Genomic DNA, 20,463 nt, shown 5'->3' with positions numbered 1-20,463 from the left:
ACCCTCCCCCCCCAGCGCGCCGCCGTGCTGGCCTTCCTGCGTGCCGAACTGGCCGCCGGGCGGGCGCCGAGCCTGGCCGAGATCGCGCTGGCCTTCGGCTTCGCCTCGCGCAACGCGGCGCAGAAGCACGTGCAGGCGCTGGTCGCCGACGGCCTGATCGAGCAGGCGGCCGGGCGCAAGCGCGGCCTGCGCCTGCCGGGCGGGGCGGCCGATCTGCTGCCGCTGCCGGTGCTGGGCCGGGTCGCCGCCGGCCAGCCGGTGAGCGCCGAGGGCGTGGCCCGGTCCGGAATGCATGCCGATGCAGACGGCCAGCTGTGGCTGGACCGGCGCCTGTTCTCGCCGCGGCCCGATTACCTGCTGAAGGTGCAGGGCGATTCGATGATCGACGACGGCATCCTCGACGGCGACCTGGTCGGCGTGCACCGCACGCCCGAGGCGCGCGACGGGCAGACCGTGGTCGCGCGGGTCGACGGCGAACTGACCATCAAGCGCCTGCAGCGCGCGCGGCGGACGATCCGGCTGTTGCCGCGCAATCCGGCGCATGCGCCGATCGAGGTCGGGCCTGGGCAGGACTTCGCGATCGAGGGCGTGTACTGCGGCCTGGTGCGGAAGGGTTGAGATGGGACAGCCGGTCGCCCTGGAGTCGATGCTCGCCGCGCGCACGCTGTGGCACGCCGGGCGCAGCGCGGCGATCGCCGCCGATGGCGAGCCCACCGGCCATGCCGCGCTGGACGCGCTGCTGCCGCAGGGCGGCTGGCCGCGGCGCGCGCTGACCGAACTGCTGCTGCCGGCTGACGGCGTGGGCGAGCTGTCGCTGCTGCTGCCGACGCTGGCGCGGATGACCCGCGCCGGCGGCACCGTCGCCCTGGTCGCGCCGCCGTATATCCCTTATGCACCGGCCTGGCAGGACGCGGGCGTGGACCTGGCCTGGCTGGAGATCGTCGAGGCCAGTGCGCGCGATGCGCTGTGGGCATTCGAGCAGTGCCTGCGCAGCGGCGCCTGCGCCGCGGTGCTGGGCTGGCCGCAGCAGGCCGACGCGGCCGCGCTGCGGCGGCTGCAGGTGGCCGCCGACAGCGGCGCCTGCCTGGGCTTCGCCCTGCGCGACCGCAGGCATGCGGTCAACGCCTCGCCGGCGGCGCTGCGCCTGGAGCGTACGCGCGATGCGCAGGGCGCGAGCGCGTGGCAGGTACGCAAGTGCCGCGGCGGTCCTGCGCCGGCGCAGGCTTTCGTCCTTCCGGGCGCGGCGTGAGGCGGCGCCATGCTCTGGGCCTGTGTACTGCTGCCGCAGCTGGCGCTCGACGCCGTCCTCCGCCGAAGGCCTGATCCGCAGGCGCCGCTGGCGCTGGTCGAAGGGCCGGCGCAGCTGCGCACCCTGCATGCAGTCAATGCCGCCGCCGCGGCCGCGGGCCTGGCGCCGGGCATGCGCCTGGTCGCCGCGCACGCGCTGCTGCGCGACTTCGCCATGGTCGAGCACGAGGAAGCGGCCGAAGCCCGCGTGCAGCGGTTTCTGGCCGCCTGGGCCTACCGGCACAGCTCGCTGGTCAGCGCGCAGTGGCCCGGTTGCCTGCTGCTGGAGGTGCGCGGCAGCTTCGGCCTGCTCGGGCCGTGGCCACGGATCGAGGCGCGCCTGCGCGGGGAACTCGAGGCGCTGGGCTTCCGCCACCGCATCGCGCTCGCGTCGACGCCGCGCGCGGCACGGGTGTTCGCCGGGCTGCGCGACGGGTTGGCGATCCCGCACGCGGCGACCATGGCCACCCAGCTGGACCGGGTGCCGGTGCGCCGCGCCTGCCTGCCCGACGGGCTGGGCACGCGCCTGCAGCGCATGGGCATCGCCGACCTGCGCATGCTGCGCGGCATGCCGCGCGATGCGCTGCGCCGGCGCTTCGGCCTGCTGCTGCTGGAGCACCTGGACCGGCTGTACGGCCAGGCCGACGACCCGCTCGAGCTCTACCAGCCCCCCGACCACTTCGAGGCGCGGGTCGAACTGGGCTACGAGGTCGAGAGCCACACCGCGCTGCTGTTCCCGCTGCGCCGCCTCATCGGCGACCTGTGCACCTTCCTGTCGATCCGCGACGGCGGCGTGCAGCGCTTCGTGCTGCGGCTGGAGCATGAGCGGACGCCGTCGATGGCAACGGGGCAGGGCACGGCAGGCCGCGGCAACGCGCATACCGACGTCGACGTCGGCCTGCTTGCCGCCGAGCGCGAGCCGGCGATGCTGTTCGAGCTGGCGCGAAGCCGGCTCGAGCGCGTGCGGATCCCGGCGCCGGTGGTGGCCATGCGCCTGCTGGCGCGGCAGCTGCCGCCGTTCGTGCCGGCCAGCCGCGACCTGTTCGACACCCGCCACCAGCAGCAGCTGCCCTGGCCGCAGCTGCGCGAGCGCCTGCGCGCGCGGCTGGGCGACGAGGCGGTGTACCGGGTCGCGCCGGACGGCGATCCGCGCCCGGAGCGCGCCTGGCGGCGGATGCAGGGCGACGAGGCGAAGATCGCGCCCGCGCCGGCGCGACCGGCGCGGCCCGCCTGGCTGCTGCCGCAGCCGATCCCGCTGCGCGGCGCGGTGCACATCGTGTCCGGCCCGGAGCGGCTGGAAAGCGGCTGGTGGGACGATGCCGACGCGCGCCGCGACTACTACGTGCTGGAGACTGCGCAGGGCCAGCGCGCCTGGGCGTTCGCGCCGCCGGGCGAGCAAGGCGGCTGGATGCTGCACGGGTGGTTCGGATGAGCTGGGACGAGGCCGTCGACGGCGTGGACCGCGACACCCCCGGCGGGCGTCCGCCGCGCGCGTGGGAAGTGGCGCAGCGGCTCGGGCTGCGCGCGGCCAACGACGACGTGGCCGCCGCCGACGACGGCCTGCCGGCGTATGCGGAGCTGCACTGCCTGTCGGACTTCTCGTTCCTGCGCGGGGCCAGCGATGCGGCCTCGCTGTTCGAACGGGCCAGGCGCTGCGGCTACGGCGCGCTGGCGATCACCGACGAATGCTCGCTGGCCGGGATCGTGCGCGCGCTGGAGGCCTCCGAGGCCACCGGCGTGCCGCTGGTGGTCGGCAGCGAGTTCGTCCTGGACGATGGCCTGGAGTGCGTGCTGCTGGTCGAGGACCATGCTGGGTACACGCGCCTGTGCGAGCTGATCACCGTGGCCCGGCGCAACGTCGACGGCAAGGGCTACCGCCTGGCGCGCGCGGACGTGGAGCGGGTGGTCGTTGCGGGAAGGCAAGGCAGCGGGGCAAGCCCCGCTCTACGGGAAGCGGATGGCCCCGTAGAGCCGGGCTCGCCCGGCTGCCCGCCCGGGTCGCAGGAACGCGCCGCAGGGCAGCGGGGTAGGCCCCGCCTTGCGGAAGCAGCACACCGCGTAACGCCACGAACGCAAGGACACGACGCCGCGACCGTAGAGCCGGGCTCGCCCGGCTGCCCGCATTGCGGCCTGTTCGCGCTGTGGGTCCCCGGGGCGCAGCCCGACCCGGCGCAGGGCCGCTGGCTGCAGTCGGTGTTCGGTGGCCGCGCGCACCTGGCGGTGGAACTGCACCGCGAGCAGGACGATGCCGCACGCCTGCGGCAGTTGCTGGCGCTGGCCGCGCAGCTGGACATGCCGGCGCTGGCCAGCGGCGACGTGCACATGGCCCACCGCCGCGAGCGCGTGCTGCAGGACACGCTGACCGCGATCCGCCACAACACCACCCTGGCCGAAGCCGGTGCGCTGCTGTTCCGCAATGGCGAGCGCCACCTGCGCACGCGCCGCGCGCTGGCGAACATCCATCCCGCCCACCTGCTCGAAGCGGCCGCGGCGCTGGCGAAACGCTGCACCTTCAGCATGCGCGAGCTGAAGTACCGGTATCCGAAGGAACTGGTGCCCGAAGGCCACACGCCGGCCAGCCACCTGCGCGCGCTGACCGAGGCGGGGATGCGCGAACGCTGGCCCGGTGGCGCGCCGGACAAGGTCCGCGCGCAGATCGAGGAAGAGCTGGCCCTGATCGCCGAGCTGGAGTACGAGGCGTTCTTCCTCACCGTGCACGACATCGTCCGCTTCGCCAGGGAGAAGGGAATCCTCTGCCAGGGCCGCGGTTCCTCCGCCAACTCGGCGGTGTGCTACGCGCTGGGCATCACCGCGGTGAACCCGGCCGAAACCCGGCTGCTGATCGCCCGCTTCCTGTCGCGCGCGCGCAAGGAGCCGCCCGACATCGACGTGGACTTCGAGCACGAGCGGCGCGAGGAGGTGATGCAGTACGTCTACCGCAAGTACGGGCGCCATCGTGCGGCCCTGGCCGCCACCGTGATCAGCTACCGCGGCAAGAGCGCGGTGCGCGACGTGGCCAAGGCCTTCGGCCTGCCCCAGGACCAGATCGGACTGCTCGCCGAATGCTTCGGCTGGGGCAACGGCGAGACGCCGATGGAGCAGCGCCTGCGCGAATCCGGCTTCGACCCCGGCAACCCGCTGGTGCGCAAGGTGCTGGGGCTGGCGGGGATGATCGAAGGCCGGCCGCGGCACCTGTCGCAGCACGTCGGCGGCTTCGTGATCTCCGACGCGCCGCTGTCGGCGCTGGTGCCGGTGGAGAACGCGGCCATGGTCGACCGCAGCATCATCCAGTGGGACAAGGACGACCTGGAGACGCTGGGCCTGCTCAAGGTCGACTGCCTGGCGCTGGGCATGCTGACCTGCATCCGCAAGGCCTTCGACCTGGTGGAGCGGCATCGCGGGCTGAAGCTGGAGATGGCCACCGTGCCGGGCGGCGACGTGCCAACGTACGCGATGATGCAGGTCGCCGACACGGTCGGCGTGTTCCAGATCGAGTCGCGCGCGCAGATGAGCATGCTGCCGCGGCTGAGGCCGGCGAAGTTCTACGACATCGTGGTGCAGGTGGCGATCGTGCGCCCCGGCCCGATCCAGGGCGGCATGGTCCATCCCTACCTGCGCAGGCGCATGGGCAAGGAGCCGGTGACCTATCCCTCCGAAGGCGTGAAGGCGATCCTCGGCGACACCCTGGGCATCCCGCTGTTCCAGGAGCAGGTAATGGAGCTGGTGATGCATGCCGGCTACGACGCCGACCAGGCCGACGGCCTGCGCCGCTCGATGGCGGCCTGGAAGCGCGGTGGCGACATGGAGCCGCACCGGATCCGCATCCGCGAACTGATGGAGGGGAAGGGTTACTCGACCGAATTCATCGACCAGATCTTCGAGCAGATCAAGGGCTTCGGTTCCTACGGATTCCCGCAGAGCCACGCCGCCTCGTTCGCCAAGCTGGTCTACGTCAGCTGCTGGCTGAAGCGGCACGAACCGGCGGCGTTCGCCTGCGCCCTGCTCAACGCGCAGCCGATGGGTTTCTACTCGGCCAGCCAGATCGTGCAGGACGCGCGGCGCGGCCGTGGCGCGCGTGCGCCCATCGAGGTGCAGCCGGTGGACGTGGTCCACAGCCACTGGGACAACACGCTGGAGGGCGGGCGCCGGCGTGCCGGGGCGGACGACGACGACGGCCAGCCGGCGCTGCGGCTGGGCCTGCGCCAGGTCGCCGGGATGTCGCAGGCGGTGGCCGGTGCGATCGTGGCCGCGCGCGCGCAGCGGCCGTTCGCCGACGTGCGCGACCTGTGCCTGCGCGCCGGCCTGGATGCGAAGGCACGCGATGCGCTGGCCGAGGCGGGCGCGCTGGATGCGCTGGCCGGCCACCGCAACGCCGCGCGCTGGGAAGTGGCCGGCATCGAGCAGCGGCGGCCGCTGCTGCCTGGCAGTCCCGACGAGGCGCGGATCGAACTGCCGGCGCCGCGCCTGGGCGAGGAACTGGCCGCCGACTACCGCAGCACCGGACTGAGCCTGCGCACCCATCCGATGGCCCTGCTGCGCGAGCAGATGGTGCAGCGGCGGATCCTCGGCTCGCGCGAACTGCGCGAGCGGCCGCACGGCAGCGGCGTGCACGTGGCCGGGCTGGTGACCCAGCGCCAGCGCCCGGCCACGGCCAAGGGCACGATCTTCGTCACGCTGGAGGACGAGCACGGCATGGTCAACGTGATCGTCTGGCCGCACCTGGCCATCCGCCAGCGCAAGCCGCTGCTGCAGTCGCGGCTGCTGGCCGTGCGCGGGCGCTGGGAGCGTGTCGACGGCGTCGAGCACCTGGTCGCCGGGCGCATGGAAGACCTCAGCGGCCTGCTCGGCGGCCTGCCGGTCGATTCCAGGGACTTCCATTGAGCATGGACCTGTTCGCTGCCACTCCGCTGCAGCTGGTCGAGGATGCCGAAGGCGGGATCCGCTACTGGCCCGCGTTCCTCGGCGACGGCGAGGCCACGGCGTGGTTCCACGCGTTGAGCGAGGGCTGCGACTGGCAGCACCAGCGGCGGCCGATGTACGACCGCGTGGTCGACGTGCCGCGGCTGCAGGCCTGGTACCCGCTGGATGCGATGCCGCCCGGGCTGCCGCTGGCGGCGATGCTGGCACGCGTGCAGGCGGCGGTCCCCGGCCGCTACAACTCGGCCGGGCTGAACCTGTACCGCGACGGCCGCGACAGCGTCGCCATGCACAACGACAAGCTGCACATGCTGGTGCCCGGGCAGCCGATCGCGTTGCTCTCGCTGGGCGCCGCGCGCCGCATGAACATCCGCGCCAAGGCCGGCGGCCGCGCGCTGGGCATCGACCTGGAGCCGGGCAGCCTGCTGGTGATGAGCCATGCCAGCCAGGTCACCCACGAGCACGGCATCCCCAAGACCGCCCGGCCGGTGCCACCGCGGATGAGCGTGGTGTTCCGGGCGCGCCCGGACGTGCCGCCGCGCCCGCCGCCGCCGCCGGCAAGCGGCGGGCTGCGCCGCACCTTCACCCCGGCGCAGGGGCTGCGCGGCGGGGTGTCGGCGCCGGAGGAGAACGCGCGGCATGTCGCCGGCGCATCGCGTGGTGGCATGGATGCCGGACTGCAAGCGGCCCGGCTCCCGCGCAAGGCCGGTACGCGATGAGGGCGTCGCGCCTTGTCGCCGCGGGTCGCGCCAGCGACTGCATGGCAGGGGCGGGCGAGCCGGCCGGACGGGTGCCGACCGACGGGCGCTGCTTCGCCTACGTGTTCCCCTGCCGCTGGGAAGACCACTGCAAGATCGGCTTCTCGAACGACCCGCTCTCGCGCATCGGCGCGCTGCACCGGCGCTGGTTCGAGTTCTTCGACCTGGAGCGCGGCCGCCTGGTCGAGGCCGAGTCCACGCGCGACGCCCGCGACCTGGAGCTGGAGTTGCGCGGTGGCCTGGGCGAGCACAAGGCGCCGGCGCCCCTGGCCATCGCAGCGGCCGCCGGCGGCCACACCGAATGGTTCCGCGGCGCGGAGGCCGAGCTCTCCGCGCGCGTGGCGGCGCTGCGCCTGCGCGGCTACCGCGTGCATCCGCTCGAGGGCTGGCTGCGCGCCGCGCTGGTCGAGCGTGCCGACCGCCTGCACGAATGGACCCTGGCCCAGCTGCCGGTGGAAGAGCTGGACGGCCTGGCCGGCCAGACGGGTGCACAGCGGCGGGTGCGCGACGTGCTCGATGCCTGCGTGGCGCTGCAGATCCCGCTCGAGGCGCGCCTGCCGCCGGCGGTGCTCGCCTGGCACCAGCGCGCCTGCCGGGGGTGACGGCGGCGGCGTGCGTCCGGGCCGCGCCGGGTCTGCCGTACCGGAGCCGCTGCCTGTATCGTGTGCCGTCCTTCCGCGAGTCCCCGCGATGTCCGTCGACCGTTCCGCAGCCCCCGTCGCCCCCGTCGCCGCGCGCAACGCGCACACGCTCAAGCCGCGCCAGCTGATCATGATGGGCCTGGGCAGCGCGATCGGCGCCGGCCTGTTCCTCGGCTCGGGCGTGGGCGTGCAACTGGCCGGTCCTGCGGTGCTGCTGTCCTACCTGGTGGCCGGCGCGCTGGTGATCATCGTGATGCACGCGCTGGGCGAGATGGCCGCGGCGCGGCCGAACCGGGGCGCGTTCTCGGTCTACGCGGCCGATGCGCTGGGTCCGACCGCTGGCGCGACCGTGGGCTGGCTGTGGTGGGTGCAGCTGGTGATCGTGATCGCCGCCGAGGCGGTGGGCGCGGCGGGATTGCTCGCCACCCTCTGGCCGGGCCTGTCGGTGCCGGCGCTGGCGCTGCTGTTCATGGTCGCCTTCACCGTGGTCAACCTGCTGGGCGTGCGCAACTTCGGCGAGTTCGAGTTCTGGTTCGCGATCATCAAGGTCGCGGCGATCGTCGCCTTCATCCTGGTCGGCGTCGCCCTGCTGCTGGGCTGGTTGCCGGACGTGGCTTCGCCCGGCCTGTCCAACTTCACCGCGCATGGCGGCTTCGCCCCCAACGGGCTGGCCGGGGTTGGCGCGGCCCTGCTGGTGGTCGTGTTCGCATTCGGCGGCACCGAGATCGTGGCGGTGGCCGCGGCCGAGACCGAGGATCCGGAGCGCAGCGTGGCCCGTGCGATCCGCACCGTGGCCTGGCGGATCGTCGTCTTCTACCTGGGTTCGCTGAGCGTGATCGTCGCGGTGGTGCCGTGGACCAGCCCGGCGCTGAAGTCGCCGTTCGCGGCGGTCCTGCAGGCGGCCAACATTCCCGGCGCAGCCGCCGCGATCACCCTGGTGGCGGTGGTCGCGCTGCTGTCGGCGCTCAACGCCAACCTCTACGGTGCCTCGCGCATGATCCAGTCGCTGGGCCAGCGTGGCGAAGCGCCGGCGGTCTTCGGCCGCAGCGATGCACGCCTGGTGCCGGTGACGGCGGTGCTGGCCAGCGTGCTGTTCGGTTTCGTCGCCGCCGGCCTGGAGCTGCTGTTCCCGGAGCGGGTGTTGCCGACCCTGCTCAACATCGTCGGCTCCACCTGCCTGCTGGTGTGGACCATCGCGCTGCTCTCGCAATGGGTGCTGCGCCGCCGCGCCGACCGTGCCGGTATCCGCCTGCCGTTCCGCATGTCGGGCTTCCCGGTGCTGACGATGCTGGCGCTGGCGATCGTGGCGCTCATTTTCGTGCTGCTGCTGGCAGGGCCGCAGACGCGGGTGCAGTTCCTGTCGATGGTGGCGTTGACTCTGGTGATCGCCACGGCCAGCGCGGTCGCCCGGCGCCGGTAACGGCGCGGCCGCCCGCGCCCGCGGCGCGAGCGGCGGGTCCTGCCGTCACGCCAGCGTGCGCACCTTCGGTTCGCGCGCCCACTGCCGGGTCCTGGCCGCGGCGATGAAGCCCTTGGTGTCGGCGGCATCGACGATGCCGGCATCCTTGCCCACGTTGCCCGCCTTGAGCAGGGGCGCGGCGCCGGCGTCGTGCGCGATCGCCTTCAGGTGCGCCCAGGCGAAGGCGACGAAATCGACCGCGGCCGATTCCTTGGCCAGCTTCTTCCCGGCCGCCTCGCCGAGCAGCACCACCACCGCGTCGAACACCACCGACGGCGTGCCGGCCAGCTGGCCATCGGCCGGTTGCTTCTTGCCGTTCGAGAGCACGGCACCGCCCAGTTTGGGCGCGACGATCTTCACCGTGGCGCCGGCGGATTCGGCGGCCTTGCGCAATGCCGCCAGCGCGGCGGCATCGCTGCCATCGTCGATCAGGATCCCGACGCAGCGGCCTTCCAGGGTCTCGCGCATGCGGCCGATGATGCGTACCTCGGGTGCGGGCGGCATCTGCGCGGGCGGCACCGCCGCCGGCGGCGCGGGCGGCACGCCGTCCATGCCCAGGCCATCGGCCACGCGTTGCGCGAGCGCGGTGTCGATGTGGACCAGGTGGCCGACCATGCGCTCGCGCACCTTGGCCGTCTCCACCTTGGACAGCTCGAACACCAGCGCCGAGGCCAGGTGCGCCTGCTCGGGCGCTTCCAGGCTGGTGAAGAACATGCGCGCCTGGCTGTAGTGGTCGGCGAAGCTTTCCGGGCGCACCCGGCCCTTGGCGCCGTCGTCGGGCTGGGTGGCATGGCTGCGGAAGCCGGCGCGCAAGTCGGCGCGCGGGCTGTCCTCCTGCAGCGAACTGGGCTCGTAGTTGACCCGGCCCTTGGGCACCTGCATCTGCATGTGGCCGTCGCGCTGGTGGTTGGCGAACGGGCAACGCGGCTGGTTGATCGGGATCTGGTGGAAGTTCGGGCCGCCCAGGCGCGACAGCTGGGTGTCCAGATAGGAGAACAGCCGGCCCTGCAGCAAGGGATCGTTGCTGAAATCGATGCCCGGCACGATGTTGGCCGGGCAGTAGGCCACCTGCTCGGTCTCGGCGAAGAAGTTGTCCGGCCAGCGGTCCAGCACCATGCGGCCGATGATCTGTACCGGGACCAGCGCCTCGGGTACGATCTTGGTCGGGTCGAGGTGGTCGAACGGAAACGCGTCGGCCTCCTCCTCGGTGAACAGCTGCACGCCCAGTTCCCATTCGGGGAAATCGCCGGCCTGGATGCTTTCGAACAGGTCGCGCCGGTGGAAGTCGTTGTCGGCCGCCTGCAGCTTCATGGCTTCGTCCCATACCGTCGACTGCAGGCCCAGCCTGGGCCGCCAGTGGAACTTGACGAAGGTGCTCTGGCCTTTCTCGTCGAGGAACCGGAAGCTGTGGATGCCGAAGCCCTCGATCGTGCGCAGCGACCGCGGGATCGTGCGGTCGCTCATCGCCCACATGATCATGTGCATCGATTCGGGGGTCAGCGAGATGAAGTCCCAGAAGGTGTCGTGGGCGCTGGCGGCCTGCGGGAAGGCACGGTCGGGCTCCATCTTCACCGCGTGCACCACGTCCGGGAACTTCATCGCGTCCTGGATGAAGAACACCGGGATGTTGTTGCCGACCAGGTCGAAGTTGCCTTCCTCGGTATAGAACTTCACCGCGAAGCCGCGCACGTCGCGCGGGGTGTCGACCGAGCCGGCGCCGCCGGCCACGGTGGAGAAGCGGGTGAACACGGGCGTGCGCTTGCCCACTTCGGTGAACAGCTTCGCGCGGGTGTACCTGGCCAGCGATTTGTCGAGCTCGAAGTAGCCGTGCGCGGCGCTGCCGCGGGCGTGCACGATCCGCTCCGGGATGCGCTCGTGGTCGAAGTGGGTGATCTTCTCGCGGAGGATGAAGTCCTCCAGCAGGGTGGGCCCGCGCGGCGTGGCGGTCAGCGAGTTCTGGTTGTCGGCGATCACCACGCCCTGGTTGGTGGTGAGCTGCGGGCGTGGTCCCCCGGCCTGCTGGTGCAGCTCGTCGCCGTTGCCGCGGGGCGCGTCGGCGGCATCGACGCCGGAACCAGGGCGCGGCCGGGTACCCGGCGGCTTAGCGGCTGCCTTGGTGGCGACGGGAGCGCGGGCGGGCTTCTTCGGGCTGGCCATGGTCGGTCCTGGTTCTCGGCGTAGGACAGGCCATGGTGGACCCCGGTTCGTTTGTTGCGCGCGCAGGCGGTGCGAAGGTGGAGTGAAGCCCGCGTCAGGCGGCTCGGCGAACGCCTGAATCGCAGCCCCTGGGTGCGCTCCATGCTCAGGTGAGTGGTACTCAATACGTCTCAGCCGTCACGGAATTGTGTGACGCCCAGGAGAGGTCGAGTCGCTTGCCTGCCGTGGGGCTTGGGCCTGCGGTTCGCATGGTGTTCGCTCGCATCCTCATCAGGATTTTCCTATGGAAGATGGGGTGCGGTGCCGATTGCGCCGCTTGCTCTATGCGAGCACCGTGCGTTGCATATGCGTCGTCGAGAGTGCGCGGCGTTGATAGGTATGAGTTTGCCGGAGAGCTGGCAAAGTCGGGTGCGCACCGACCAAGTTGCGCCATCAAATGGAGAAGGACATGAGGGAGCTTGATGTGAACGAAACGATCGAAGTCGCTGGCGGAAGCCTGTACGGTGACGTGGCCTATGTCGTGGGAAAATTCCTCGGCGCGGTCGCAGCGACCAACCAGGAGATTGACAGCTTGGAGAACCCGATGCTCGGCGCCATGCAGTACGGTGCATGATCAAGGAGATCGAGATGAGAACCCTTTCGGAAGAGGAAGCCGTCCAAGTCGCCGGTGGCGGGATTCTTGGTCAGATCGACGAGATCTACCAGTATGCCAAGGAGGCGGCCACCGAGTTCTGGCGCGGATTCAAGGAAGGCGCAGGGCTTGAGGAAGCATGACGCTTCTGGGCGCCCGGGGCCCCGGGCGCCTGTTGCCACGATCGAGCAGTCCCGCCAAGCTACGGGGCGGCACTTGGGTCACCATCGTCGAGGAATGCAGGAGGCGCCTTGAACAGCACTGGCAGAGGTCTCGATTGCGCCGCTGTCGAGGGGTTCTTGCAACGGAACTTTTTCGAAGCCGCCCTGCCCAGGCTCCTGGCTGCATGCATCCCTCTGAGCATCCTCGTCTTTCTGCTCCAGAATGCCGCTGAATCGATACTTGCGTGGCTTGCCATGGAGTTGTCGCTTCCCAGCCGGCTTGGGCAGGTACAGGCCAGTCAGGCGGTAACGCCTTGGCTATCACCGCTACTGCTCGCCCCCCTTATCGAAAATCTGATATGCCTGGCATGGATACGTTTACTCGCGGGTCCGCTGGGTAATGGTCGTTGGATTGTGCCGTCCGTCGTGGCGGGGATTGCGACGGCATTCCACACCATCATTTATCGTGAAGTGGTTTATCTCTCGATATTCATCAACTTCTTCGTTTTCTGCGCTCTCATGCACAACACGAAGAACAAGGTGCACGGATACCTCGCATCCGTTATGGTGCATGCCCTGACAAACCTGCTCGTACTTCTCCAGTTGCGTGGCATCGCTTAGATGCATTGGCGAGCGGTTCGCGGAAGCCTCATGCATCGATGTCGGGTGCGACCCGATGCAGCCTACACCATCGACGGGCTATCTCATACGCGCAGGCGAACGGCGCGCAGCGCTTCGTAGTCTTCTCGGCACTGATGCGCAACCTGGCCGGCCGTGCCATCCAGTGTCAACCATGTGGCGTCGTTGGGCGGCTGGAAGCCGGTCGACTGCCACACCTGCGCATACCAGTGCGGTGCCCAGATCCCGTCGCTGTCGCGCGGTCCCGCCGGCCAGGCCAGCATGCGCGGCGTGAACCCGATCCCCAGCCAGTCGCACAACGCGCGCAGGTGCGACTCGGGCGCGCGCAGGAAATCGCCGGCGTCGATCACCGGCGGCGGCTGCCCGCGCGCGGACAGCTCCTCGTAGAGCGCCACCTGCTGCGGCAGGCCGATGTCCTGCGCGGTGACCTCGGCGCGCGATTTCACGTAGGACGCCACCACCTGGCGCGGGTCGCGGATCAGCAGGACGTTGCGCAGGCCGGCGATCCAGTCGCGCCCCATGTGCGGCAGCAGGTGGTGGGTCATGTGCTTCTGGTACCAGACCGGCGCGCCGCCGGGCGCCGGGCCGAGCAGGGCGTCCACCACCTTGCGCCAGTCGGTTTCGCCGTCGGCGATGACTTCGTCCCGCGCCGGGTGGTCCAGCCCGGTGTGGGCCAGGTAGTGCGCATACAGCGGTTCGTCACTGACCGCGCAGTCGCCGCGGTTTTCCCAGGCGCGCATCATCGCAGTGGAGATGTTTCGCGGGCCGGACCACATGGCCACCCGCAGCGGGGCCGCGGTCGTGTTCATGCACGCGGCCCGCGTGCGGCCACGTCCGCAGCGACCCGCTCCTGGTACAGCGCCTGCAGGCGCCTGACCATGGGGCCGCGCGCGTCCGGCTCGGCGCCGACATCGGACTCGGCTTCCCAGCCGATGCGGCGATGGTCGACCGTGCGCACCGGCACTACGCCGGCGAAGGTGCCGGTGACGAACGCCTCGTCGGCCCCGAACACGTCGGTCAGGCTGAAGGACTTCTCGAACACCGGGATGCCGTTGTCCCGGCACAGGGCGATCACGTTGGCGCGGGTGATGCCGCCCAGGCAGTACTGGCCGGTCGAGGTCCACACCTCGCCCTTGCGGACGATGAAGAAGTGGGTGGAATTGCAGGTGGAGACGAAGCCGTGCGGATCCAGCATCAGCGCCTCGTCGGCGCCGGCGCCGTAGGCCTGGATGCAGGCGGTGATGCAGTTGAGCTTGCTGTGCGAGTTGAGCTTGGGATCCTGCACGTCGGGGAAGCCGCGGCGCACGTGCACCGTATACAAAGACAGTCCGCGCCGGCTGCCGGCCACGGAGGCGACCTTGTACTCGGGGATGATGACGATGGTGGCCGGGCCGACGGTGACGCGCGGGTCCTGGTAGGGCGTGCTCTTCACCCCACGGGTGACCATCAGCCGCACGTGCACGCCGTCCCCGCGCATGCCGTTGGCATCCAGCGTGTCGTAGATGGCGCGGGTCAGGGCGGTTCGGTCCAGGCCGATGTCGAGCATGATCGCCTTGGCGCCTTCGTACAGGCGGTCCAGGTGCGCGTCGAGGAAGACCGGGTGCCCGCCGACCACGCGCAATCCCTCCCACACGCCGTCGCCGAGCACGAAGCCGCTGTCGAACACGGACACCATCGCTTCGCTGCGATGCTTCATCGTGCCGTTGATCGAGATCAGGATGTCGGCGTTGCGCGGGTCGTCGGCCGAATGCTGGGTACCCTGGGTCATGCGTGGTTCCTGCGATCGAGGAGGGCTCGGACCGATGGTAAACCAGTGCCTTCATCCCGCTGGCAGGCGTAAGCGTGCTGCTGGCGTTTGAGCCAAAGCTGCAGCTGCAGCTACAGCGCTGGCTTCGGCCGGGGGCCGCCGTCCTGCCGGGGCATGGCTTACCCCTCGGGCGGACGTCCTGTCCGTACGAGGGGTCGTGGCACATCCGTGTGCCACTTGCGCCATGCCCCGGCAGGACGGCGTCCTCGCGGACATTGCGGGTTGCGGCTTCGAAGGGCTGCGGGAAGTTGGGGGGTGTCGCGATCCTTCTGGCGGGCGTCAGCGCAGCATTCGGGCAAAGGCGCAGCGGCGCTGGAGCGAACGTGCTGGTTCCGGCAGGACGGCGTGCCGGGCAGTGTGAAGTCGCTTCGTTCGATGAGGTTGGAGGCTATCGCCCATTCTGCCGAGCGAATTCATCTGGTCTCCGGAACGGCCGTAGGAGCTATTGCGTGCACAAACGGAGCCACGACCCCGACCCGCCCGAAGACGTGGCAGTGCGCATGTGTTGCGGCAGCGGACAGGGATGTCCGCGTCGGCGCGTCGGCACACGGATGTGCCGCCGCGCCGACCGCAACACATGCGCACTGCCGCGGCTCAGCCCGGAGCTGGCGCCGCCACGCTGTTGCCTTCGACTTTGCGCTTCCGATCGCCGAGCCATCGCGCCGACAGAGTCGCCCGCGAAGGACATGCGACGCGGTTCGTGCGTGTGCCGCCGAGAAAAAGAGAAGCCCCGCATCGCGGGGCTTCTCTCGTGCCAGGAAACCGCCAGGCTCAGACCTCGGCGGCTTCGTCCTTGTACGCGTCCACCGGGATGCACGCGCAGAACACGTTCTTGTCGCCGTGGACGTTGTCCACGCGGGCCACCGGCGGCCAGTACTTCTGCTGCTTCAGCGTGGCCAGCGGAAAGGCCGCCAGCTCGCGCGGGTAGGCGTGGGTCCACTCGCTGCCCGACACTTGCGCGGCAGTGTGCGGGGCATGCTTGAGCGGATTGTCCTCGCGGTCCAGGCGGCCGTCCTCGATCGCCCGGATTTCCTCGCGGATCTGGATCATCGCGTCGATGAAGCGGTCGAGCTCGTGCAGCGACTCGCTCTCGGTCGGTTCGACCATCAGCGTGCCCGGCACCGGGAAGCTCAGCGTCGGCGCGTGGAAGCCGAAGTCGATCAGGCGCTTGGCCACGTCCTCGGCGGTGACGCCGGTGGCCTTCTCCAGCGGACGCACATCGAGGATGCACTCGTGCGCGACCAGGCCGTTGCGGCCGGTGTAGAGGGTCTTGTAGTGCGGCGCGAGCTTCCGGGAGATGTAGTTGGCGTTGAGCAGCGCGACCTGGGTCGCCTTGCGCAGTCCGGCCGCGCCCATCATGGTCACGTACATCCAGCTGATCGGCAGGATCGAGGCCGAGCCGAAGCTGGCGGCGCTGACCATGCCGACCTCGCCGTGGCCGCCGAGCGTCTTGGGCAGGAATGGCGCCAGGTGCGCCTTCACCGCGCACGGGCCCACGCCCGGGCCGCCGCCGCCGTGCGGGATGCAGAAGGTCTTGTGCAGGTTCAGGTGGGAGACGTCCGACCCCCACTTGCCCGGCTTGGCCAGGCCGACCAGGGCATTCATGTTGGCGCCGTCGGTGTACACCTGCCCGCCGTGTTCGTGGACGATCCGGCAGATCTCGACCACGTCCTCCTCGAACACGCCGTGGGTGGAGGGGTAGGTCATCATGATCGCGGCCAGGTTCGCCGAGTGCTTCTCGGCGGCGCGGCGGATGTCCTCCACGTCGACGTTGCCGTTGGCATCGCATTTGGTGACCACGACCTTCATGCCGCACATCTGCGCCGACGCCGGGTTGGTTCCGTGCGCGGATTCGGGGATCAGGCAGATGTCGCGGTGCGCCTCGCCGCGCGAGGCATGGTAGGCACGGATCGCCAGCAGCCCGGCGTACTCGCCCTGCGCGCCGGAATTGGGCTGCAGGCTGACCGCGTCGTAGCCGGTGCACTCGGCCAGCATCGCTTCGAGTTCCTCGATCAGCTGGCGATAGCCCTGGACCTGCTCGGCCGGGGACAGCGGGTGGATCGCGCCGAATTCGGGCCAGGTCACCGGGATCATCTCGGCGGTGGCGTTGAGCTTCATCGTGCACGAGCCCAGCGGGATCATCGTGCGGTCCATCGCCAGGTCCTTGTCCGCCAGGGCGCGCATGTAGCGCAGCAGTTCGTGCTCGCTGTGGTGGGTGTTGAAGACCGGGTGGGTCAGGAACGGGCTGGTGCGGGCCAGGTCCGCCGGCAACGCGTCTGCGGTGGCGGCGTCGAGCGCCTCGACGTCGACCTTCGCGCCGAACAGCGCGCCCAGGGCGACGATGTCGGCGCGGGTGGTGGTCTCGTCCAGGCTGATGCCCAGCGCTTCGCTGTCGATCTCGCGCAGGTTGATCCCGGCCTGGCGCGCCCTGGCCAGGATCGCGCCGGCGTCCACGTCCTTGACGTGCAGGGTGTCGAAGAAGCGCCCGCCCACGTTCACGCCGGCCGCGCGCAGCGCCGCGGCCAGGATCGCGGCCAGCCGATGGGTGCGGCGGGCGATGCGGACCAGGCCCTCGGGGCCGTGGTAGACCGCGTACATCGAGGCCATCACCGCCAGTAGCACCTGCGCGGTGCAGATGTTGGAGGTGGCCTTCTCGCGGCGGATGTGCTGCTCGCGGGTCTGCAGGGTCAGGCGGTAGGCCGGGTTGCCGGCCGCGTCCACCGACACGCCGATCAGGCGGCCGGGCATGGAGCGCTTGTAGGCGTCGCGGCAGGCCATGAACGCCGCGTGCGGGCCGCCGAAGCCGAACGGCACGCCGAAGCGCTGGCTGTTGCCGACCACGATGTCCGCGCCCCATTCGCCGGGTGCGGCGATCAGGGTCAGCGCGAGCAGGTCGGTGGCCACGGCGACCAGGCCGCCGCGCGCATGCACGGCCTCGGCCAGCGCCTTGTGGTCGCCGACGTGGCCGAAGGTGTCCGGGTACTGCAGCAGCACGCCGAAGGACTCGGCCTCCATCGCCTCCTCGGGCGTGCCCACGCGCAAGACAATCCCCAGCGGCTCGGCGCGCGTGCGCAGCACTTCCAGGGTCTGCGGGTGCACGGCGTCGTGGACGAAGAAGGTGTCGGACTTCGACCTGGCCGAGCGCTTGGCCAGGGTCATGGCCTCGGCCGCGGCGGTGGCTTCGTCCAGCAGCGAGGCGTTGGCGATCTCCATGCCGGTCAGGTCGGCGCACATGGTCTGGAAGTTGATCAGCGCTTCCATCCGGCCCTGCGAGATCTCCGCCTGGTACGGGGTGTAGGCGGTGTACCAGGCCGGGTTCTCGAGGATGTTGCGCAGGATCACCTTCGGCGTGTGGGTGCCGTGGTAGCCCTGGCCGATGAAGTTGCGGAACACCTGGTTCTTCAGCGCGAGCGCGCGGATCTTGGCCAGCGCCTCCTCCTCGGTGAGGCTGTCGGGCAGCGCGAGCGGGGCGGGCGACTTGATGCTGGCCGGCACGATCGCATCGGTCAGCGCCTCCAGCGAGGCGTGGCCGACGGTGGCGAGCATGGTTTCGATCTCGGCATCGTTGGGGCCGATGTGGCGGCCGACGAAGGCGTCGTGCTGCTCGAGCTGGCGAAGGCTGTGCCCGCGCAGGGAGGAGGTGTGCTGGGACATGGAGTCGGTCCGGACAGGGGCAGGAAGGCGCCGCGCGGTCGCGCGACGGGGTGCCCCTCTGTCCTTTTGCCTGAGAGTTTGGAAGCTGCGCGGACGAGGTCGCGGCTTCGTGCCCCTTCGGCGCCGGCGCGGCCCTGGCGGGCGGCCGGTCTCTCCAGAGTGTGTGTTCGGCGCGGTGGTATGGGAGCCTGAGCGATTACGGGCGTTTGCGCCTTCGGCAGCGGGTCGCCCCGCTTCTCCCACCGCACGCGGTGTGGGCGGGATTATACGCCGGCCGGTGCCACGCCGGCCGCGGGCGATGGCTTACCATGGCCCGCATTCAGCGCCGTCTCCGGCACCCTCGCGATCGGCGGGGGGCTGGCCGGCCGGCGGGCCAGCCCGGCCCAGGAGCCCCCATGCGCATACCCGCCGTTCCACCCCATCAGGCAGCCGCCTCCCGACCCGGGCACGGCGGGGTTCCGGCCGGGGTGGCGCGGGCGCAGGGTCAGGCGAACCGGGCCGCCCGGGCGCCGGGAGCGCGCCGGTGAACGGTCCCCGCGCCCCGTCGACCCGCCGCCTGGCCCTGCTGCTGGGCGGGCTGGCCATGTTCGGCCCGTTCTCGATCGACACCATCTTCCCGGCCTTCCCGCAGATGGCCGCGCAGTTCGGCGCCGACAAGCTGGCGATGCAGCAGACCATCAGCGTCTACCTGGCCGCCTATGCGCTGATGAGCATCGTCCACGGGCCGCTGTCCGATGCGATCGGCCGGCGCCGGGTGATCCTGGGCGGGCTGTCGGTGTTCATCGTCGCCTCGGTCGGCTGCGCGCTGGCGCCCGACCTGCGGACCCTGCTCGCGTTCCGCGCGCTGCAGGGCCTGTCGGCCGGCGTGGGCCTGATCGTGGGCCGGGCGGTGATCCGCGACGTGCTGCACGGCAGCGATGCGCAGCGGCTGATGAGCCACGTGTCGATGATCTTCGGCATCGCCCCGGCGATCGCGCCGATCATCGGTGGCTGGATGCTCGGCGCCGGGCGCTGGCCGCTGATCTTCTGGTTCCTGGCCGCGTTCTCGGTGCTGCTGCTGGCCAGCACCGCGCTGTGGCTGCCGGAGACCCATCCGCCGGCCTCGCGCATGCCGCTGCGGGCGGGCCGCCTGGCGCGCGATTACCTGGCCATCGCCCTGAACCCGCGCTTCCAGCGCCTGGCCGCGGCCGGCGCGTTCGGCTTCGCCGGCCTGTTCCTGTACATCGCCTCGGCACCGGCGTTCGTGATGGACCTGCTGGGCCTGGGCGAGCAGCAGTTCGCCTGGCTGTTCATCCCGACCATCGGCGGCATGACCCTGGGCGCGTTCCTGTCCGGACGCGTGGCCGGGCGCTGGCAGCCGCCGTACCAGGTCGGGGTCGGCTATGCCTGCATGGGCGTGGCGGCGCTGGCGAACGTGCTCTACAGCGCGCTGGCGCCGGCGCTGTCGGTGCCCTGGGCGGTGCTGCCGATGAGCCTGGCCGCGTTCGGCGTGGCCCTGGTGTTCCCGGTGCTGACCCTGGCGATCCTGGACATGTACCCGCGCCAGCGCGGCTCGGCCTCGTCGCTGCAGGCGTTCACCCAGCTGGTGCTCAATGCGGCCGTGGCCGGCGCGCTGTCGCCGCTGCTGAGCCAGCACGGCCTGCACCTGGCGCTGGGCATGGCCGCCTTCGTCGTCCTGGGCTGGGCGTTCTGGCGCTGGGAGGCGCGCGTGTCGCGCCGCTTCCCGCCACCGCCCTCATCGCCGACACTGGAGCCGGGCGACCAGCTCTGATCTTTTTTTCCTCCGGAGTACCGCATGTCGATCCAGTCCAAGGCCCGTCGCGACGCCCGCAGGCGCAAGGCCGAGCGCGAGCGCAACCGCCGCGGCGATGCGCCGGCGATCGAGCCGCACGCCGAGTTGCGCGACCGCGACGACAACCTCCTGGCCGGGATCGTCCGCCAGTCCGGCGTATGGGTGCTGGGCATGGACGGCCGTATCGTCGGCAGCAGCGACAGCGCCGCGCAGGTGCTCATGCTGATCCGCCGCGCCCAGCGCCTGCACGACGAGAAGGGCGTTCCGGTCAAGCTGGTCTATTCCGATGCCCTGCGCGACGAGGCCGAGCTGGAAGCGGCCGTCCACGGCAAGTCGCTGGCCGACTACGAGAAGCAGCTCGAGGACGAGATGGCCGCGGTGCAGCCGGACGCCGCCTCCGCCACCGTGCAGTGACCGCGCTCGCGTAGGCGCCCCCTGGTCGGCGGACGCCGCTGGATCTACGGGATCGCTGCCCAGGTCGACCGCGTCGGGTCGCCGATGAATCGGCTCCTGCATGAGGAGCGGCTGGCCAGCTCGTGTAGGAGCCCATCCTCATGGGC

General features: G+C 71.0%; 15 protein-coding genes, 1 pseudogene and 1 riboswitch. Of the genes and pseudogenes, 12 read left to right on the top strand and 4 right to left on the bottom strand.

What is annotated here, in order from left to right; translation table 11 throughout:
• The 7 genes and pseudogenes from lexA to CSC66_RS13055 all read left to right on the top strand — a co-directional run.
• A partial coding sequence (lexA, locus tag CSC66_RS13085; RefSeq protein ID WP_162377835.1) for a transcriptional repressor LexA occupies positions 1-618 on the top strand: 618 nt, incomplete at its 5' end.
• A 1-nt stretch (position 619) separates the two neighbouring features.
• A complete protein-coding gene (imuA, locus tag CSC66_RS13080; RefSeq protein ID WP_162377834.1) occupies positions 620-1,249 on the top strand; it encodes a translesion DNA synthesis-associated protein ImuA in 630 nt (209 codons plus the stop codon).
• Positions 1,250-1,258: 9 nt separating this feature from the next.
• Positions 1,259-2,719, top strand: coding sequence for a Y-family DNA polymerase (locus CSC66_RS13075; protein ID WP_162377833.1), 1,461 nt, complete (start codon positions 1,259-1,261; stop codon positions 2,717-2,719).
• Positions 2,716-6,168 carry an error-prone DNA polymerase gene (locus CSC66_RS13070; RefSeq protein WP_162377832.1) on the top strand — a complete coding sequence of 1,151 codons (3,453 nt, stop codon included), beginning with the start codon at positions 2,716-2,718 and terminating at the stop codon, positions 6,166-6,168. The genes CSC66_RS13075 and CSC66_RS13070 overlap by 4 nt, the downstream gene beginning before the upstream one ends.
• A gap of 2 nt (positions 6,169-6,170) precedes the next feature.
• A pseudogene (locus CSC66_RS13065) lies at positions 6,171-6,731 on the top strand (alpha-ketoglutarate-dependent dioxygenase AlkB family protein); the annotation flags it as partial.
• A 233-nt stretch (positions 6,732-6,964) separates the two neighbouring features.
• Positions 6,965-7,564, top strand: coding sequence for a GIY-YIG nuclease family protein (locus CSC66_RS13060; RefSeq protein ID WP_162377830.1), 600 nt, complete (start codon positions 6,965-6,967; stop codon positions 7,562-7,564).
• An 88-nt stretch (positions 7,565-7,652) separates the two neighbouring features.
• Positions 7,653-9,023: an amino acid permease gene (locus CSC66_RS13055; RefSeq protein WP_162377829.1), complete on the top strand. Its 1,371-nt coding sequence runs from the start codon at positions 7,653-7,655 to the stop codon at positions 9,021-9,023.
• A 45-nt stretch (positions 9,024-9,068) separates the two neighbouring features.
• Here CSC66_RS13055 and CSC66_RS13050 read toward each other — a convergent pair whose 3' ends face one another.
• Entirely contained in the window at positions 9,069-11,219 is a 2,151-nt protein-coding gene (locus CSC66_RS13050) for a catalase (RefSeq protein ID WP_162377828.1), read from the bottom strand.
• Positions 11,220-11,667: 448 nt separating this feature from the next.
• On the opposite strand from CSC66_RS13050, the gene CSC66_RS13045 reads away from it, so the two are divergent.
• The 3 genes from CSC66_RS13045 to CSC66_RS13035 all read left to right on the top strand — a co-directional run bounded on the left by CSC66_RS13045 (position 11,668) and on the right by CSC66_RS13035 (position 12,632).
• On the top strand, positions 11,668-11,832 hold the full coding sequence (locus tag CSC66_RS13045) for a hypothetical protein (RefSeq protein WP_162377827.1): 165 nt from the start codon (positions 11,668-11,670) through the stop codon (positions 11,830-11,832).
• Positions 11,829-11,993, top strand: coding sequence for a hypothetical protein (locus CSC66_RS13040; protein ID WP_162377826.1), 165 nt, complete (start codon positions 11,829-11,831; stop codon positions 11,991-11,993). The genes CSC66_RS13045 and CSC66_RS13040 overlap by 4 nt, the downstream gene beginning before the upstream one ends.
• A gap of 108 nt (positions 11,994-12,101) precedes the next feature.
• Entirely contained in the window at positions 12,102-12,632 is a 531-nt protein-coding gene (locus CSC66_RS13035) for a hypothetical protein (RefSeq protein ID WP_162377825.1), read from the top strand.
• 83 nt (positions 12,633-12,715) lie between these two features.
• On the opposite strand, the gene CSC66_RS13030 is transcribed toward CSC66_RS13035, so the two are convergent.
• The 3 genes from CSC66_RS13030 to gcvP form a co-directional block, all read right to left on the bottom strand.
• Positions 12,716-13,459 carry a sulfotransferase gene (locus tag CSC66_RS13030; RefSeq protein WP_162377824.1) on the bottom strand — a complete coding sequence of 248 codons (744 nt, stop codon included), beginning with the start codon at positions 13,457-13,459 and terminating at the stop codon, positions 12,716-12,718.
• The gene (locus tag CSC66_RS13025) at positions 13,456-14,418 is read right to left on the bottom strand and encodes an aminotransferase class IV (RefSeq protein WP_162377823.1); all 963 of its coding nucleotides are present in this window, start codon (positions 14,416-14,418) and stop codon (positions 13,456-13,458) included. The genes CSC66_RS13030 and CSC66_RS13025 overlap by 4 nt, the downstream gene beginning before the upstream one ends.
• A gap of 810 nt (positions 14,419-15,228) precedes the next feature.
• Positions 15,229-18,111, bottom strand: coding sequence for an aminomethyl-transferring glycine dehydrogenase (gene gcvP, locus CSC66_RS13020; RefSeq protein ID WP_162377822.1), 2,883 nt, complete (start codon positions 18,109-18,111; stop codon positions 15,229-15,231).
• A gap of 48 nt (positions 18,112-18,159) precedes the next feature.
• Positions 18,160-18,279: riboswitch (glycine riboswitch) on the bottom strand.
• Between the two features lie 388 nt (positions 18,280-18,667).
• Here gcvP and CSC66_RS13015 point away from each other — a divergent pair.
• Both CSC66_RS13015 and CSC66_RS13010 read left to right on the top strand, forming a co-directional pair.
• Positions 18,668-19,882 carry a multidrug effflux MFS transporter gene (locus CSC66_RS13015; RefSeq protein ID WP_162377847.1) on the top strand — a complete coding sequence of 405 codons (1,215 nt, stop codon included), beginning with the start codon at positions 18,668-18,670 and terminating at the stop codon, positions 19,880-19,882.
• Positions 19,883-19,906: 24 nt separating this feature from the next.
• Positions 19,907-20,317, top strand: a complete 411-nt coding sequence (locus CSC66_RS13010; protein ID WP_162377821.1) for a hypothetical protein — start codon at positions 19,907-19,909, stop codon at positions 20,315-20,317.
• Positions 20,318-20,463 lie beyond the last annotated feature (146 nt).

Source organism: Pseudoxanthomonas kaohsiungensis (genome assembly GCF_010211765.1).
Lineage (GTDB): Bacteria > Pseudomonadota > Gammaproteobacteria > Xanthomonadales > Xanthomonadaceae > Pseudoxanthomonas > Pseudoxanthomonas kaohsiungensis.
This window is presented reverse-complemented; position numbering and strand designations above follow the sequence as displayed.

Bases quoted from the DNA above. Each gene is read 5' to 3' on its own strand.
- CSC66_RS13050 (WP_162377828.1), bottom strand. From the start codon at position 11,219: ATGGCCAGCCCGAAGAAGCCCGCCCGCGCTCCCGTCGCCACCAAGGCA.
- CSC66_RS13010 (WP_162377821.1), top strand. From the start codon at position 19,907: ATGTCGATCCAGTCCAAGGCCCGTCGCGACGCCCGCAGGCGCAAGGCC.
- CSC66_RS13055 (WP_162377829.1), top strand. From the start codon at position 7,653: ATGTCCGTCGACCGTTCCGCAGCCCCCGTCGCCCCCGTCGCCGCGCGC.
- CSC66_RS13045 (WP_162377827.1), top strand. From the start codon at position 11,668: ATGAGGGAGCTTGATGTGAACGAAACGATCGAAGTCGCTGGCGGAAGC.
- CSC66_RS13070 (WP_162377832.1), top strand. From the start codon at position 2,716: ATGAGCTGGGACGAGGCCGTCGACGGCGTGGACCGCGACACCCCCGGC.
- imuA (WP_162377834.1), top strand. From the start codon at position 620: ATGGGACAGCCGGTCGCCCTGGAGTCGATGCTCGCCGCGCGCACGCTG.
- CSC66_RS13025 (WP_162377823.1), bottom strand. From the start codon at position 14,418: ATGACCCAGGGTACCCAGCATTCGGCCGACGACCCGCGCAACGCCGAC.
- gcvP (WP_162377822.1), bottom strand. From the start codon at position 18,111: ATGTCCCAGCACACCTCCTCCCTGCGCGGGCACAGCCTTCGCCAGCTC.
- CSC66_RS13030 (WP_162377824.1), bottom strand. From the start codon at position 13,459: ATGAACACGACCGCGGCCCCGCTGCGGGTGGCCATGTGGTCCGGCCCG.
- CSC66_RS13040 (WP_162377826.1), top strand. From the start codon at position 11,829: ATGATCAAGGAGATCGAGATGAGAACCCTTTCGGAAGAGGAAGCCGTC.
- CSC66_RS13075 (WP_162377833.1), top strand. From the start codon at position 1,259: ATGCTCTGGGCCTGTGTACTGCTGCCGCAGCTGGCGCTCGACGCCGTC.
- CSC66_RS13060 (WP_162377830.1), top strand. From the start codon at position 6,965: ATGGCAGGGGCGGGCGAGCCGGCCGGACGGGTGCCGACCGACGGGCGC.